Below are 14922 nucleotides of genomic sequence, written 5' to 3'. Positions count from 1 at the left end.
TAACCCCCCCCTTCCCTTTCCCTGCACCCGCCCAGACCGCCGACGGCCCCCCGAACCCCTTCCCCCCCCCCCCCACCCCCCCCCGCACCCCCCCCCCCCCCCCCCCCCCCACCCCGGGGCGAAGCGGTGGGCCAGCGTGAAGGAGTGCCCGGCCGGGTCGGAGTACACGCGCTCGTCGCGCGGTCCGCTGTTGTCCTTGGTGTCCACGGGCCGCGCGCCCAGACTCACGGCCTCGCGCTCCGCCTCGTCCATGTCACCGCGTTCCACCAGGATCCGCAGGTGGGCTTGTTGCGAGTCGTCCGGGCGCGGCCAGCTGGGCGGCGCGTAACCGTGGTCGCGGCGGATGGCCATGAAGACGCCCTGCTGCCCCACGATCTCCACGAAATCCGGATTGGCCCCGGTCCGGGCCTCCGCGTCCAGCAGACCGGCGTAGAACTCCGCCAGCACCTCGGGTTCCGCACAGTCCAGAACCAGAACGCTCGTCTTCGCGACCGTCATCTGCTCTCCCCAATCCACCCGGAACGACCCCGAGGTCCGCAGCGGGCCGGACGGCCCACTGACCCGCGTACCCCCCGGGTGCGGCGGCACACGGACCGTCACGCGGGGCCGGGCCGGTGGCATTGGGCCAGGGGGAGCGGGTACCCGCTGCTCACCGTCTCCGGTCGCGCTCGCGATCCCGGCGGGCGAGCCTGGGGATCGGCGACGACGAGAGAAAGAAGCCTCACAGTGAACAGCACGGAACACTCCGGAACGCAGGTCCTGGTGGAACTGACGGGCAGCTCCAAGGAGGACGCCAACGCCGTCTTCGGCGCGCTGTGCACCGCCTTCGAGTCCGACCGCGCGGCCGACGAGGAACTGCACAACGGCGTGAACGGACGCCCGATGGTGTGGAGCGCCACGTACGACGTGTTCGGCGTCCGGGAGCAGGCCGCCCCCGCCCGTCTGACGGCGCCCGTCAGCGTCACGCTCCAGGGCGGCTACCGCGCGGTGGACCAGGTGCGCGAGCAGCTCGAGGTGGCGTTCGCCGTCCAGGAGGAGGGCTCGGCGTCCGGCGACCAGGAGAAGGAGCTCCAGCTGCGCCTGGAGAGCGGGCCCGGGACCTCGCCATGACGGACGGGCCGGGCGGGGCGGGCGGACCGGGCGGGGCGGACTCCGAGGGCGGCAGAGCGCGCCGGGCCACGGACAAGCTGTTGCGCGGCCGTCACGAGACCGAGGAGGAGCGGGCGGACCGGCTCTGGGTGGAACTGCTCCAGGAGCTGCGGGTCGCCCAGACCGGCGTACAGGTCCTCTTCGGTTTCCTGCTGACCGTCGTCTTCCAGCCGCGCTACACCGAGCTGTCCCCCACCGACCAGGACATCTACGTCGTCACGGTCGTGCTGGGCGCCGCGACGGTCGGCGCGCTCGTCGGCCCGGTGTCCTTCCACCGCCTGGTCACCGGCCGCCGGATCAAGCCGCAGACGGTCCTGTGGGCCTCGCGGCTGACCGTCGTCGGGCTGGTGCTGATGCTGTGCACGATGGCCTCCGCGCTGCTGCTGATCCTGCGCGTGGCCCTGCACGACACCACCGCGCTGTGGCTGGTCGGCGGTCTGGTGCTGTGGTTCGTCCTGTGCTGGTTCGTGCTGCCCGTCTGGGCCCGGCACGCCAGTGCGGGCAGGCACTGACCGAAGTCACCGCCTGCCCGCACCGGATGAAGGACCCTGCCGGGCCCGCGTGCCTACGCGGCGCCGCCGCGGCCCGCGCTGCTCGCGGCGCCGCTGCCGCCGTAGGACCGGCGGCGCGCCTGCGCCGGAGCGCTGCGGCGCCCGCGCTGCGAGGACGCGCTGCGGGCCGGGCGCTCCCGTACCGGGGACGAGATGACGACGGGTACGCCGGAGGGCGCCTGCGCCCCGGTGATCCGGGTCAGCTCGGCGTCGCCGGAGCGGACCTGGGCGGTGTGCGGGGTGATGCCCGCGGCCTGCATCAGGCGGGTCATCTCACGGCGCTGGTTGGGCTGCACCAGCGTGACGACGCTGCCGGACTCGCCGGCGCGGGCGGTACGGCCGCCGCGGTGCAGGTAGTCCTTGTGGTCGGTCGGCGGGTCGACGTTGACGACCAGGTCGAGGTTGTCGACGTGGATGCCGCGGGCCGCGACGTTGGTCGCCACCAGTACGGTCACATGCCCGCTCTTGAACTGGTCGAGCGTGCGCGTGCGCTGCGGCTGCGACTTCCCGCCGTGCAGCGCGGCCGCCCGTACGCCGCTGGCCAGCAGGTCACGGGTCAGCCGGTCCACGGCGTGCTTGGTGTCCAGGAACATGATCACCTTGCCGTCGCGGGCGGCGATCTCGGTGGCCGTGGCCTGCTTGTCGGCGGGGTGGACGTGCAGCAGGTGGTGCTCCATCGTCGTGACCGCGCCCTGCGACGGGTCGACCGAGTGGACCACCGGGTCGGTCAGGTAGTTGCGCACCAGCTTGTCGACATTGCGGTCCAGGGTGGCCGAGAACAGCATCGTCTGGCCCTCCGGCGCGACCTGCTGGAGCAGCTCGGTGACCTGCGGCATGAAGCCCATGTCGGTCATCTGGTCGGCCTCGTCCAGCACCGTGATCCTCACCTGGTCCAGGCGGCAGTCACGGCGGTCGATGAGGTCCTTGAGCCGGCCCGGGGTCGCCACGACGACCTCGGCCCCGGTGCGCAGCGCGCCGGCCTGGCGGCCGATCGACATGCCGCCGACGACCGTGGCGACACGCAGTCGCACCGCGCGGGCGTACGGCGTGAGGGCGTCGGTGACCTGCTGGGCGAGCTCACGGGTGGGTACGAGCACCAGGGCCAGCGGCTGACGCGGCTCGGCGCGCTTTCCGGCGGTCCGGGCCAGCAGCGCGAGCCCGAAGGCGAGCGTCTTGCCGGAGCCGGTGCGGCCGCGGCCCAGGACGTCCCGGCCGGTCAGCGTGTTCGGCAGGGTGGCGGCCTGGATCGGGAACGGCACCGTCACGCCCTGGGCGGTCAGCGCCGTCAGCAGGGCCGCGGGCATGTCCAGCTGGTCGAAGGCCTCGACCGCGGGCAGCGCCGGCGACGTGCCGACCGGCAGGGCGAACTCACCCTGCGGCGCGGAGGAGCGGCGCTGGGGAGACCGGCCGGAGGAACCGGAGGAGCGGTTGGGGGCGGCGGGGCGGAAACGCTCGCCGCGGTCGCTGGTGCGGCCGGCGTAGTTGCCGCCGGCGCGGGTGCGGCCGAATCGTTCACGGTCGTTGGAGCGTGCTGCGCGGTTCATGTGAACCTTCCTCGATGGGCACGTATCGAGGAATTCCGGGCAGCTGTCACCGCGAGAGTGACCACAGCAAGGAATCGCAAGAACGAGCCGATAATTAAAAAGCCGAAATGAAGCCGGCGAAAAGGTTTGAATTCCCTTTGGCCGGGAGCTTCGAAGTGGCTGCAGTCCGCGCGGAGAAATGCGGACGGGGCGGGGCGACGAGAATCGTGGCCGACCGCTCAGGAGTCGGCCGCGCGATAGGGGCGGCCGAGTCGGGGCAACGATTCAAAGCAACGAGACGGGGCCCGCACCCTCAGGTGCGGGCCCCGACCGTGTAGAACGCGTCAGCGTCAGGCGGGAACGATGTTCTCCGCCTGCGGGCCCTTCTGGCCCTGCGTGACGTCGAAGGTCACCTTCTGGCCTTCCTGAAGCTCGCGGAAGCCCTGGGTGGCGATGTTGGAGTAGTGGGCGAAGACGTCAGCGCCGCCACCCTCCTGCTCGATGAAGCCGAAGCCCTTTTCGGCGTTGAACCACTTCACGGTGCCAGAAGCCATGTCATTCTCCTTTGGAGCAGTGCCGGAGACCGCCGTGTGCGGAATCCGAGTCGCGTTGCCGCGATGATTGCCCCGTCCGGAAACAAAGCACCGGAAATACGAAAGTGCGCCCGCAACATTCGCCGCGGGAGCACTTGAAGTTTGGGAACCACAACTGCAACTGAGATCAACAGTAGCACGGGGCGGCCGCCGCGCCAGGGGTCTTTCGTCACATCTGCCGTGGCGCCATAAACCCTCCACGCACGCCGCTTTAAATTCTGCAGCTGCCGCACTAGGTATTTTGCTCGCGCAGTCGCTCGTTGATGCGCAGGGCGTCTTCCAGCTGGTCCTCGAGGATGACGATGCGGCAGGCGGCGTCGATGGGCGTGCCCTGGTCGACCAGTTCACGGGCACGCGCGGCCACGCGGAGCTGGTACCGGGAGTAGCGGCGGTGGCCGCCCTCCGAACGCAACGGGGTGATCAGCCGTGCTTCGCCGATGGCCCGCAGGAACGCGGGGGTGGTGCCGATCATCTCGGCGGCCCTGCCCATGGTGTAGGCGGGGAAGTCGTCGTCGTCGAAGCGGTCGGCCTTGGTGGTCCGATGGGTCTGAGCGGTCACTTGCACCATCTTCTGTAGCGCGCGGGGCGGACACTACGAGTGTGGCATGTCTGCTCCCGCGGTGACAGATTTTCCTCCGCCGGTGCCCGAGCACGGGTCCGCCCCGGCGTGGCGCGGGCACTATGGGGGAAGCGGCGGGAGGCGGACACGGGCGTTCACCCGCACGGCGCCGGGTGTCGGCCCCAGGGGCCGCAACGTGTTGGTAACCGTGTGGTGGGATGCTCAGGTGCCCCGACGTGCGCCCGAGGCGTGGGAGCAGGCGGCTCGACCGGCAAGGATGGGTAGGAAGACCAGATGGATAAGCAGCAGGAGTTCGTGCTCCGTACGCTCGAGGAGCGCGACATCCGGTTCGTGCGCCTGTGGTTCACCGACGTACTCGGCTTCCTGAAGTCGGTCGCGGTGGCCCCGGCCGAGCTTGAGCAGGCGTTCGACGAGGGCATCGGCTTCGACGGCTCCGCGATCGAGGGCTTCGCCCGCGTGTACGAGTCGGACATGATCGCCAAACCGGACCCGGGCACGTTCCAGATCCTTCCGTGGCGGGCCGAGGCCCCCGGCACGGCCCGGATGTTCTGCGACATCCTGATGCCGGACGGCTCGCCGTCCTTCGCGGACCCCCGTTACGTACTGAAGCGCATCCTCGCCAAGACCTCGGACCTGGGCTTCACCTTCTACACCCACCCCGAGATCGAGTTCTTCCTGCTGAAGAACAAGCCGCTCGACGGCACCCGGCCCACCCCGGCCGACAACTCGGGCTACTTCGACCACACCCCGCAGAACGTCGGCATGGACTTCCGCCGCCAGGCGATCACCATGCTCGAGTCCATGGGCATCTCGGTCGAGTTCAGCCACCACGAGGGCGCCCCCGGCCAGCAGGAGATCGACCTGCGGTACGCCGACGCCCTGTCGACGGCCGACAACATCATGACGTTCCGCCTCGTCATGAAGCAGGTGGCGCTGGAGCAGGGCGTCCAGGCCACCTTCATGCCGAAGCCGTTCTCGGAGTTCCCGGGCTCGGGCATGCACACGCACCTGTCCCTCTTCGAGGGCGACCGCAACGCCTTCTACGAGTCCGGCTCGGAGTACCAGCTCTCCAAGGTCGGCCGGTCCTTCATCGCGGGCCTCCTCAAGCACGCCGCGGAGATCTCCGCCGTCACCAATCAGTGGGTGAACTCCTACAAGCGCATCTGGGGCGGCTCCACCCGCACGGCCGGCTCCGGCGGCGAGGCCCCTTCGTACATCTGCTGGGGCCACAACAACCGCTCGGCGCTGATCCGCGTCCCGATGTACAAGCCCGGCAAGACCGGCTCGGCACGGGTCGAGGTCCGCTCGATCGACTCCGGCGCGAACCCGTACCTGACGTACGCCGTCCTGCTCGCCGCCGGCCTCAAGGGCATCGAAGAGGGCTACGAGCTCCCGCCGGGCGCCGACGACGACGTCTGGGCCCTGTCCGACGCCGAGCGCCGCGCGATGGGCATCGAGCCCCTCCCGCAGAACCTCGGCGAGGCCATCGCCCTGATGGAGCGCAGCGAACTGGTCGCCGAGACCCTGGGCGAGCACGTCTTCGACTTCTTCCTGCGCAACAAGAAGCAGGAGTGGGAGGAGTACCGCTCCGAGGTCACCGCCTTCGAGCTCCGCAAGAACCTTCCGGTGCTGTAGCCGCAGGTCAGCGAGCACTTTCCGCCTGTGCGACCCTCCGGGCCGGCGCCGCCACGGTGCCGGCCCGGAGCCGTCTCGTTTTTCGGGGGTTTCGGGCACATCAGCACTCGTGAAGGGCTGCTTCGGTTCCGCGCTGGTGCTGTGGGCCACCCCCTGACCCGTCCGTCCGTCCGGTCGCCCGGTCCGGGGGAACGCCGTCAGCCGAACAGCCAGCGGGTCTGGCTGTAGACGCCCTTGCCGAAGCCGAATGCGGCCACCGGCGCGACGCGGAACACCACCGCCCGGTCGCCCTCGCCGTAGAACGCCCCGTCGCGTACGTCGAAGTGCCAGTCCGGGCCGTACTTGTCCTCGTACGCCGCTGCCAGGCGCCGCAGGCGCGGCTCGTCGCTCTCCCGCACCGCCTTGCCCTCCACCACCAGGTCGAAGCCCTCCCGCAGGGTGTTCGCGCCGGTGGTGAGGACGACGTGCGGGTTGCGGGCCAGGTTCTTCGCCTTGCGTTCCGCCGGGCCCGTGCAGAAGTACAGGGCGTCGTCCTGCCAGACGGCCAGCAGCGGGGTGACGTGCGGGCGGCCGTCCGGGCGAACGGTCGTCAGCCAGAACAGCTCCGCCCGCGCCAGGCGCGGTACCGCCTCGGACCACGGGGTGGCGCTGGCGTTCTGCTCGCTGTAGCGGCCGTCCAGGTCCGTGCGCGGCTCCGGAGTGTGGTGGTCCTCGTGGCCGTCCATGGCGTCTGCCTCTCGCTCGCGGTCCGTCTTCCGTCCATTACCTCCCAGAAAGACAGACCGTGGGCGCGAGCGAAACTCAGCGGACGGGCGGCGCGGGCCTCGTGGTGACCGGCGCCGGGCCCACCGGCTGCCACGCCGGGGTGCCGCCGCCGCTCCAGTGCAGGCGGCCGTCGAGCGCCACCGCGGCGACGGACGGGTTGCCCGCCACGTCCGTGGCGGCCGCCGGGGCGCCGCCGAAGAGGAAGCCGCCCCGGCTCCAGTGGAGTGCGCCGACCCCGCCGGCCGGCAGCTCGGCCGTGCCCAGGCGGCCCGAGCCGTCCCGCGCCGCCAGCAGTCCGCCCGCGGCGCCCACCGCGCCGTGGCCGGCCCGGCCGCCCAGGTCGTCGACCGTGCCGGCCGGGGCCGCGGCGGGCACCGCACCCGTGGCGGAACCGGCGGCGAAGCGGACGGTGAGGACGTCGCCGGAGCCGGGCTTGCGGAAGAACAGGCGTACGCCGTCGCCGTCCGTCCGGACGGTGGGCGGCAGCGGCGTCGCGGGGAGCGCGGTGGGCGCCGGGCCGCGAAGGGGGCCGCCCGGCGTGTTTTGGGTCCAGACGACGGTCGAGGTGAGCGTCTGGGCGAAGACGTAACCGCGGCCCTCACTGTCGACGGCGGCCGTCGGGTCGCCGAACACCTGCTGCCCGCCCAGCGTCCGCCAGGGGCTCCAGCCGCCGTCGGGAAGCTGTGTACGGGAGCTGAGGGAGTGGCCGCCGTCCCGCAGGTAGACCGTCGCGCGGCCCGCGCGGTCCACGGTCACCGCCGGGGCGCTGATGTCCAGCGAGTCCGGCGCGTGCGGGGAGTGCGGCATGCCGAGGGACTGCCAGGGCCCGAAGGTCCCGCCCCGCGCGCTCTGCACGGCGGTGACGACGTCCCGCCGGTAGCCGGCCGGGCCGTCGAACGAGGTGCGGGTGCCGAAGAGGGCTGTGCGGCCGTCGGGCAGGCGCTCCGACGTGATGCCGCTGTCCAGGCCGGTCCCGCCGAGCAGCGTCGGACCGGTCCAGGCCGGCGGGGAGCCGGCCTTCGCGCCCGGAGCGCGGTGCCAGACCGCGAGCCGGGTGTCCAGTACGGAGAACGCCCACAGCTCGCCCTCCCGCGCCCCGCTCTGGAGCCAGGAGGTGCTGGTGTTGCGCGAGTGGCGTATCCCGTACACCCAGCCGGGGCCCGTGGGCCGCCCCGCGACCTTGCGGTCGCCGCAGCCGGCCTCGGCGTCGCAGTAGTTGTCCGGGTAGTCGGTCCAGGCGTACGTCTTCAGCGTCTCCAGCTTCTCGCGCACGGCGTCCGGGCCGAGGACGTGCGGAAGGCTGCCGTTGAGGTAGCCCAGGTAGTTCTGCACGGTGAAGTGGGGGCGGTCGCCGCCCCGGGCGTACTCGGTGAGCGCCAGCTGGGCGAACCGGGCGCCGTACATGTGGTCCTGGTGGTCGGGGAGCATCTGGGCCGTGGCCTCGCGACCGTTCGTCGGGTCGAGCATCCGCACGTGCGTCGGCCGGAAGCGCTCCAGCAGCCCGGTGATCGTCCGCACGACCTCGTCGCGGGAGTACGAGAAGTCCTCCGGCACCGGCGTGCCCGACGACAGCTCCGACTCCAGCCGCTCCACCCGGCCGTCCCACAGGCCGTGCAGGCTGTGCGGCCGGTCCGCCGCGCTGGCGCCCGCCTCGTGCAGCTGCACCCACACCAGGCTCACCTCGGGGCGCGCCTTCAGGGTGTCCAGCTCCGCCCAGCCGCCGCCGGCCGTGCGGATCGCGGAGCGCTGCCAGGGGCTGGTGCGGTCGCCGGTGGCCATCCGGGCGTACGCGGCGCGTATGCCGTTCTGCCGGGCCTCGGCGTACCGCACCTTGTCCGGGGCGGGGAGCGGGACGCCCTCGTTCGCGCCGCCGCGGAAGGAGTTCACGCCGTCCGCCTCGCCCGCCGTCAGGTAGACGGAGGTCAGGCTGTGTCCGGTGCGCACCGACTGGCTGAGGTCGGGGTTCATGAAGAACAGGTCGTCGTCCGGATGGGAGACGATCTGCATCACGGACTCACCCGCGGCCCGCACCGGCTCGGGCTTCGCCGCTCCGCCGTCCGCCCCCGCCCGGTCCGCCGGGCCGCCCGCCACCGTCCGGGCCGCCCCGGGGGCGGGCGCCGCCAGGGGAACGGCGGGACGGGCGAGCTGGATGCCCGTCACCGTCAGCAGCAGCGTCGCGAGAACGACGCTCGGCAGCGCGCGGCGCGGCAGGCGGAACGTACTGAGGGCCCTGGGCGGCATAGGAAACGTGCTTTCGGTGTGCGGTGGTGCTGTACGGGATGGGGGGTGCGCCCAGGACGGCGCTGATCATCGCGCAGACTGTGGAGCAGAGGTGAAGAGGGTTTCACGTGCCGTCCGGTTCAGCCCCGCCCGGAACCCGTGATGTTGCGGATCTCACTGGCCTTCTGCGTCACAGAACGGGCCGGCGGACGGGCCCGCGCGCCGGCTCTCCGCGTCCGTGACGGACCGGCCGACGTGCCCCGCCGGGCCGGGCCGCGGGCCGTCGCGCGGATCCTGCCGATAGGCTCGTGAGCCGGACCTTGACCGGACGGTCGTACAGACCGTGGGACGGCCGGAGCGGGAGGCAGAATGTCGGCGCCGGGGCGCAGGAGCAGTACCTTCACGCGGCTGCTGCGGCACGGTTTCACCGATCCGTCCGCCGCCGAGCGGCTCCTCGGCGCTCCCGAGCTGGCCGCCGTACGCAACGACGCGGTGCTGCTCGACGCGCTGGGCGCGACCGCCGATCCCGACCTGGCGCTCCTGGGCCTCGTACGGCTCGTGGAGGCCCAGGACCAGGCCGGGCGGCGGGTCCTGCTCGACACCCTGGTCACCGCCAAGCCCATGCGCGACCGGCTGCTCGGCGTGCTCGGCGCCTCCGAGGCGCTCGGTGACCACCTGGCCCGCCACCCGCGCGACTGGCAGGCGCTGGTCACGTACGAGGCCGCCGACCTGCACCCCGGCGTCGCGGACTTCGAGCGCGGTCTCGCCGGCGCCACCGACCCGGTGTCGCTGCGGGTCGCGTACCGGCGCTGCCTGCTGTCGATCGCCGCGCGGGACGTCTGCGGCACGACCGACGTCGCGCAGGCCGCCGCCGAGCTGGCCGACCTGGCGACGGCGACCCTGCGGGCGGCGCTCGCCATGGCCCGGGCCGCCGCGCCGGAGGACGCCGCCGTGTGCCGGCTCGCGGTCGTCGCGATGGGCAAGTGCGGCGGTCACGAGCTGAACTACGTCTCCGACGTCGACGTGATCTTCGTGGCGGAAGCGGCGGAGGGCGCCAAGGGCGACGAGGACAAGGCGCTGCGCGCCGCGACCCGCCTCGCCTCGCACCTCATGCGCATCTGCTCCGAGACCAACACCGAGGGCACCATCTGGCCGGTCGACGCGAACCTGCGGCCCGAGGGCCGCAACGGGCCGCTGGTACGGACGCTCTCCAGCCACCTCGCGTACTACCAGCGGTGGGCCAAGACCTGGGAGTTCCAGGCGCTGCTCAAGGCACGGCCGGTCGCCGGGGACACGGCGCTGGGCGAGGCGTACCTCGAAGCCGTGTCGCCGCTGGTGTGGCAGGCCGCCGAGCGCGAGAACTTCGTCGCCGACGTGCAGAAGATGCGCCGCCGCGTCGTCGACAACATCCCGGCGGCGCAGATCGACCGCGAGCTGAAGCTGGGGCCCGGCGGGCTGCGGGACGTCGAGTTCGCCGTACAGCTGCTCCAGCTCGTGCACGGGCGCAGCGACGCGACGCTGCACGGGGGCTCGACGCTGGGGGCGCTCCAGGCGCTCTCGGCGGGCGGGTACGTGGGGCGGGCGGACGCGGTGCAGCTCGACGAGGCGTACCGCTTCCTGCGCGCCATGGAGCACCGCATCCAGCTGTACCGGCTGCGCCGCACCCATCTCGTACCGCAGGACGAGGCCGACCTGCGGCGGCTCGGGCGCTCGCTCGGGATGCGCACGGACCCCGTCGCCGAGCTCAACCGGGCGTGGCGGCGGCACGCGTCGGTGGTGCGCCGGCTGCACGAGAAGATCTTCTACCGCCCGCTGCTCGACGCGGTCGCGCAGCTGGCCCCCGGCGAGATCCGGCTCAGCCCCAAGGCGGCGGGACAGCGTCTCGAAGCACTGGGGTACGCCGACCCGGCGGCCGCACTGCGGCACCTGGAGGCGCTGTCGTCCGGGGTGACGCGCAAGGCGGCCATCCAGCGGACGCTGCTGCCCGTGCTGCTCGGCTGGTTCGCGGACTCCGCCGACCCGGACGCCGGTCTCCTGGGCTTCCGGAAGGTGTCCGACGCGCTGGGCAAGACGCCGTGGTACCTGCGGCTGCTGCGGGACGAGGGCGCGGCGGCGGAGAACCTGGCGCGCGTCCTGTCGGCCGGGCGGCTCGCCCCCGACCTGCTGCTGCGGGCCCCGGAGGCGGTGGCGCTGCTCGGCGACCCGGAGGGGCTGAAGCCGCGCGGGCGGGCGCACCTGGAGCAGGAGGTGCTGGCGGCGGTCGGGCGCGCGGACGGGCCGGAGGCGGCGGTGGCGGCGGCGCGCGGGGTGCGGCGCCGGGAGCTGTTCCGTACCGCCGCCGGCGACCTCGTCGGCTCGTACGGGACCGAGGAGAGCCCGGCCGAACAGGACCCGGGCGCGCTGGTCGACCGCGTCGGCAACGCCCTGACCGACCTGAACGCCGCCACGCTGGCCGGGGCGCTGCGGGCCGCCGTGCGGGCGGGGTGGGGGGACCGGCTGCCGACCCGCTTCACAATCATCGGCATGGGTCGCTTCGGCGGTCACGAGCTGGGGTACGGGTCCGACGCGGACGTGCTCTTCGTGCACGAGCCGTGGGAGGACGCGGACGAGCAGGAGGCGGCCCGGGCGGCGAACACGGTGGTCGCCGAGATGCGGCGGCTGCTCCTGCTGCCCACCTCCGACCCGCCGCTGCTGATCGACGCGGACCTGCGCCCGGAGGGCAAGAGCGGGCCGATGGTGCGGACCCTCGCCTCCTACGCGGCGTACTACCGGCGGTGGTCGCTGGCCTGGGAGAGCCAGGCGCTGCTGCGCGCGGAGCCGATGGCGGGCGACGCGGACCTCGGGCGGCGGTTCGTGGAGCTGGTCGATCCGCTGCGGTACCCGAAGGCGGGGCTCGGCGAGGACGCGGTGCGCGAGATCCGGCGGCTCAAGGCGCGGATGGAGTCGGAACGGCTGCCGCGCGGCGCGGACCCGACGCTGCACGCGAAGCTGGGCCGGGGCGGCCTGAGCGACGTCGAGTGGACGGTCCAGCTGCTGCAGATGCGGCACGGCGCGGCGGTTCCGGGCCTGCGGACCACCCGGACCCGCGACGCCCTCGCGGCGGCGCGCGAGGCGGACCTCATCGCGGCGGACGACGCGGCGGTCCTCGACGAGGCGTGGGTCCTCGCGACACGCGTGCGCAACGCGGTGATGCTGGTGCGGGGGCGGCCGGGCGACACGTTCCCCTCGGACGGGCGCGAACTGGGCGCCGTGGCGCGGTACCTGGGATACGAGGCGGGGCACGTCGGGGACATGCTCGACGACTACCGGCGCACGACGCGGCGGGCGCGGGCAGTCGTCGAGGAGCTGTTCTACGGGTCCTGAGCTAGCTCGCCCAGTACGTCCGGATGTGCGCGTCCAGTGCGGCGGTCCACTTCGCCAGGTCCATGTCCGCGTAGGCGAAGGTGGCGGCGGGTAGCCGCCCGGGTGCAGATCGACGGAGTCCTCGCGGGCGACGAGGACGGCCTCCAGCTCGAACCGTCCGCGCCCGGCGGACTCGGGGAAGAAGAGGCCCGTCTCCTGCCAGTACGGCGCCACCCGCCGGTCCCGCATCCGCGGCGGCCAGGCGCCCACCTTCACCTCGGCCTCGTGCAGCCGGAAGCCGAGGTCGGCGAGCGCCTGGTGGAGGGTGTCCTGCGCCGGCAGCGCGGGCACCTGGATCTCGTCGAAGTCGCCCTTGTCCACGGAGTTGTCGATGGACAGCTCCGTGCGGACGGCCGCCCGGCCGCCCCCCCCGGCAGGCAACAGCACTGCGCCTCGTACCCCGCCGGGGCCGGGGCCACAACGCGGCCAGGGCCACGGGCGTCGCCGGGCGGGCGGCCCGCACGCGAAGGCGCGGCACGGGAACACCGCGCCGCGCCGGGACCGCAGCTTACGAAGAGGCCCGCAGGGGCCATGGGCGGCGGCCCGTCCGCGGCCGGGACGCGTCCTGCGCGACGGCCCTCGGGAGGCGGCTGGGCAGCGCTCCGTACCAGGCGCAGCTCAGGGCGTAACCGAACGCGAGGCAGAGCAGGCCGCCGACGGCGTCCAGCCAGAAGTGGTTCGCGGTGGCGACGATCACGACCAGGGTCACCGTCGGGTAGAGCAGCCCGAGGACCTTGGCCCAGGGCACGGTGGCCAGGGCGAAGATCGTCACGCCGCACCACAGGGACCAGCCGATGTGCATCGAGGGCATCGCGGCGTACTGGTTCGACATGTTCTTGAAGTTGCCGGAGGCCATCGAGCCCCAGGTCTGGTGCACCAGGACCGTGTCGATGAAGCTCTGCCCGTTCATCAGGCGCGGCGGCGCCAGAGGATACAGGTAGTAGCCGAGCAGGGCGATTCCCGTAGTCGCGAACAGGACGAGGCGGGTCGCGGCGTAACGGCCGGGATGCCGGCGGAAGAGCCAGACCAGCACGCCGATCGTCACGACGAAGTGCAGCGTCGCGTAGTAGTAGTTCATCGACACGATCAGCCATGTCACCGAGTTGACGGCGCGGTTGACGCTCTCCTCGACCGCGATGCCCAGAGTCTGCTCGGCCTTCCAGATCCAGTCCGCGTTGCGCAGGGCCGCGGCCTTCTGCTCCGGCACCGCGTTGCGGATCAGCGAGTACGTCCAGTAACTGACCGCGATCAGCAGGACTTCGAACCAGATGCGCGGGCGGCGCGGTGCGCGCAGCCTCCGCAGAGCAGCGGACCGGGCGGAAGGCTGCTCCTGTCGCTCCTCGTCCACGACGGGTGAGGGGTCGGTGGCCGTCCGGCCTTCCAGAGTCTTCACGGTCGCGTCACCCATGGGGAGAGAGTCTGCCAGATGAGCACCACCCTTCCGATCATCCTCCGGTCGGGTGACGCATGCATGTGCTGAGCGCTATGGACGAGGGCCAGACGCCGTTGAACCGCGTACGACCAGCTCGGGCATGAACACGAACTCGCTGTGCGGGGCGGGGGTGCCGCCGACCTCTTCCAGAAGCGTGCGGACCGCTGCCTGCCCCATCGCCGTCACCGGCTGCCTGATGGTCGTCAGGGGAGGGTCGGTGAAGGCTATGAGGGGCGAGTCGTCGAAGCCGACCACCGAGATGTCACGCGGTACGTCGAGTCCCAGGCGGCGGGCGGCGCGGATCGCCCCGAGCGCCATCATGTCGCTGGCGCACACGATCGCGGTGCAGCCCCGTTCGATCAGGGCGGAGGCGGCGGCCTGGCCGCCCTCCAGCGTGTAGAGCGAGTGCTGGATCAGCTCCTCCGCCTCCTCCGGGCTCAGCCCCAGCCGCTCGCGCACGGCCGAGCGGAACCCCTCGATCTTGCGGAGTACGGGAACGAACCGTTTCGGGCCGACGGCCAGGCCGATCCCGGTGTGGCCCAGGGCCGCCAGGTGCGTCACGGCCAGCCGCATCGCGGCCCGGTCGTCGGGGGAGATGAAGGGAGCCTGGACCTTCGGCGAGAAGCCGTTGACCAGGACGAAGGGGACGCCCTGCGCCCGCAGCTGCTCGTAGCGCTGCATGTCGGCGGTGGTGTCGGCGTGCAGTCCGGAGACGAAGATGATGCCGGAGACGCCGCGGTCCACGAGCATCTCGGTGAGCTCGTCCTCGGTGGAGCCGCCGGGGGTCTGGGTGGCCAGCACCGGCGTGTACCCCTGGCGCGTGAGCCCCTGGCCGATGACCTGGGCCAGCGCCGGGAAGATCGGGTTCTCCAGCTCGGGGGTTATGAGGCCCACCAGGCCCGCACTGCGCCGGCGCAGGCGTACGGGGCGCTCGTATCCGAGGACGTCGAGCGCGGCGAGTACGGATTCGCGGGTGGCCGCGGCAACCCCCGGCTTGCCGTTGAGCACGCGGCTGACCGTCGCTTCACTGACCCCCGCCTGGGCTGCGATGTCGGCAAGCCGTGCGGTCATG

11 protein-coding genes and 2 pseudogenes are annotated in these 14922 nt (G+C 72.5%); 4 read left to right on the top strand and 9 right to left on the bottom strand.

The window, feature by feature from the left end:
• Window positions 1-129 precede the first annotated feature (129 nt).
• Window positions 130-498 (bottom strand): annotated as a pseudogene (locus AC07FK_RS07225) (VOC family protein); the annotation flags it as partial.
• Window positions 499-726: 228 nt separating this feature from the next.
• On the opposite strand from AC07FK_RS07225, the gene AC07FK_RS07220 reads away from it, so the two are divergent.
• Complete coding sequence (locus AC07FK_RS07220; RefSeq protein ID WP_479103318.1) at window positions 727-1110, top strand: hypothetical protein; 384 nt, start codon at window positions 727-729, stop codon at window positions 1108-1110.
• The gene (locus tag AC07FK_RS07215) at window positions 1107-1661 is read left to right on the top strand and encodes a DUF6328 family protein (protein WP_479103317.1); all 555 of its coding nucleotides are present in this window, start codon (window positions 1107-1109) and stop codon (window positions 1659-1661) included. The genes AC07FK_RS07220 and AC07FK_RS07215 overlap by 4 nt, the downstream gene beginning before the upstream one ends.
• Window positions 1662-1714: 53 nt before the next feature.
• On the opposite strand, the gene AC07FK_RS07210 is transcribed toward AC07FK_RS07215, so the two are convergent.
• From AC07FK_RS07210 to AC07FK_RS07200, 3 genes are all read right to left on the bottom strand, one after another.
• Window positions 1715-3244 (bottom strand): DEAD/DEAH box helicase, encoded by a 1530-nt coding sequence (locus tag AC07FK_RS07210; protein ID WP_479103316.1) that lies wholly within the window; start codon window positions 3242-3244, stop codon window positions 1715-1717.
• A gap of 329 nt (window positions 3245-3573) precedes the next feature.
• Window positions 3574-3777 (bottom strand): cold-shock protein, encoded by a 204-nt coding sequence (locus AC07FK_RS07205; protein WP_028811307.1) that lies wholly within the window; start codon window positions 3775-3777, stop codon window positions 3574-3576.
• 271 nt (window positions 3778-4048) lie between these two features.
• Window positions 4049-4306 carry a MerR family transcriptional regulator gene (locus AC07FK_RS07200; RefSeq protein ID WP_479103927.1) on the bottom strand — a complete coding sequence of 86 codons (258 nt, stop codon included), beginning with the start codon at window positions 4304-4306 and terminating at the stop codon, window positions 4049-4051.
• A 363-nt stretch (window positions 4307-4669) separates the two neighbouring features.
• On the opposite strand from AC07FK_RS07200, the gene AC07FK_RS07195 reads away from it, so the two are divergent.
• Complete coding sequence (locus tag AC07FK_RS07195; RefSeq protein ID WP_447029703.1) at window positions 4670-6031, top strand: glutamine synthetase family protein; 1362 nt, start codon at window positions 4670-4672, stop codon at window positions 6029-6031.
• Window positions 6032-6228: 197 nt separating this feature from the next.
• Here the strand turns inward: AC07FK_RS07195 and AC07FK_RS07190 are convergent, their stop codons facing one another.
• Window positions 6229-6756 (bottom strand): pyridoxamine 5'-phosphate oxidase family protein, encoded by a 528-nt coding sequence (locus AC07FK_RS07190; RefSeq protein WP_479103314.1) that lies wholly within the window; start codon window positions 6754-6756, stop codon window positions 6229-6231.
• A gap of 76 nt (window positions 6757-6832) precedes the next feature.
• Window positions 6833-9037 (bottom strand): PIG-L family deacetylase, encoded by a 2205-nt coding sequence (locus AC07FK_RS07185; RefSeq protein ID WP_479103312.1) that lies wholly within the window; start codon window positions 9035-9037, stop codon window positions 6833-6835.
• Window positions 9038-9385: 348 nt separating this feature from the next.
• Here AC07FK_RS07185 and AC07FK_RS07180 point away from each other — a divergent pair, with 348 nt between their 5' ends.
• A complete protein-coding gene (locus AC07FK_RS07180; protein ID WP_479103311.1) occupies window positions 9386-12379 on the top strand; it encodes a bifunctional [glutamine synthetase] adenylyltransferase/[glutamine synthetase]-adenylyl-L-tyrosine phosphorylase in 2994 nt (997 codons plus the stop codon).
• A 117-nt stretch (window positions 12380-12496) separates the two neighbouring features.
• Here AC07FK_RS07180 and AC07FK_RS07175 read toward each other — a convergent pair.
• The 3 genes and pseudogenes from AC07FK_RS07175 to AC07FK_RS07165 form a co-directional block, all read right to left on the bottom strand.
• Window positions 12497-12805 (bottom strand): annotated as a pseudogene (locus tag AC07FK_RS07175) (sporulation protein); the annotation flags it as partial.
• Between the two features lie 121 nt (window positions 12806-12926).
• Entirely contained in the window at window positions 12927-13826 is a 900-nt protein-coding gene (locus AC07FK_RS07170; protein WP_479103310.1) for a phosphatase PAP2 family protein, read from the bottom strand.
• A gap of 75 nt (window positions 13827-13901) precedes the next feature.
• Window positions 13902-14921, bottom strand: coding sequence for a LacI family DNA-binding transcriptional regulator (locus AC07FK_RS07165; protein WP_479103308.1), 1020 nt, complete (start codon window positions 14919-14921; stop codon window positions 13902-13904).
• Window position 14922 lies beyond the last annotated feature (1 nt).

This window comes from Streptomyces sp. NPDC046122 (assembly GCF_056429965.1).
This window is presented reverse-complemented; position numbering and strand designations above follow the sequence as displayed.

What these genes read in the sequence shown, in the direction of transcription:
- AC07FK_RS07165 (WP_479103308.1), bottom strand. Translation starts at nt 14,921, where the DNA reads ATGACCGCACGGCTTGCCGACATCGCAGCCCAGGCGGGGGTCAGTGAA.
- AC07FK_RS07170 (WP_479103310.1), bottom strand. Translation starts at nt 13,826, where the DNA reads ATGGGTGACGCGACCGTGAAGACTCTGGAAGGCCGGACGGCCACCGAC.
- AC07FK_RS07200 (WP_479103927.1), bottom strand. Translation starts at nt 4,306, where the DNA reads ATGGGCAGGGCCGCCGAGATGATCGGCACCACCCCCGCGTTCCTGCGG.
- AC07FK_RS07180 (WP_479103311.1), top strand. Translation starts at nt 9,386, where the DNA reads ATGTCGGCGCCGGGGCGCAGGAGCAGTACCTTCACGCGGCTGCTGCGG.
- AC07FK_RS07215 (WP_479103317.1), top strand. Translation starts at nt 1,107, where the DNA reads ATGACGGACGGGCCGGGCGGGGCGGGCGGACCGGGCGGGGCGGACTCC.
- AC07FK_RS07205 (WP_028811307.1), bottom strand. Translation starts at nt 3,777, where the DNA reads ATGGCTTCTGGCACCGTGAAGTGGTTCAACGCCGAAAAGGGCTTCGGC.
- AC07FK_RS07190 (WP_479103314.1), bottom strand. Translation starts at nt 6,756, where the DNA reads ATGGACGGCCACGAGGACCACCACACTCCGGAGCCGCGCACGGACCTG.
- AC07FK_RS07210 (WP_479103316.1), bottom strand. Translation starts at nt 3,244, where the DNA reads ATGAACCGCGCAGCACGCTCCAACGACCGTGAACGATTCGGCCGCACC.
- AC07FK_RS07185 (WP_479103312.1), bottom strand. Translation starts at nt 9,037, where the DNA reads ATGCCGCCCAGGGCCCTCAGTACGTTCCGCCTGCCGCGCCGCGCGCTG.
- AC07FK_RS07195 (WP_447029703.1), top strand. Translation starts at nt 4,670, where the DNA reads ATGGATAAGCAGCAGGAGTTCGTGCTCCGTACGCTCGAGGAGCGCGAC.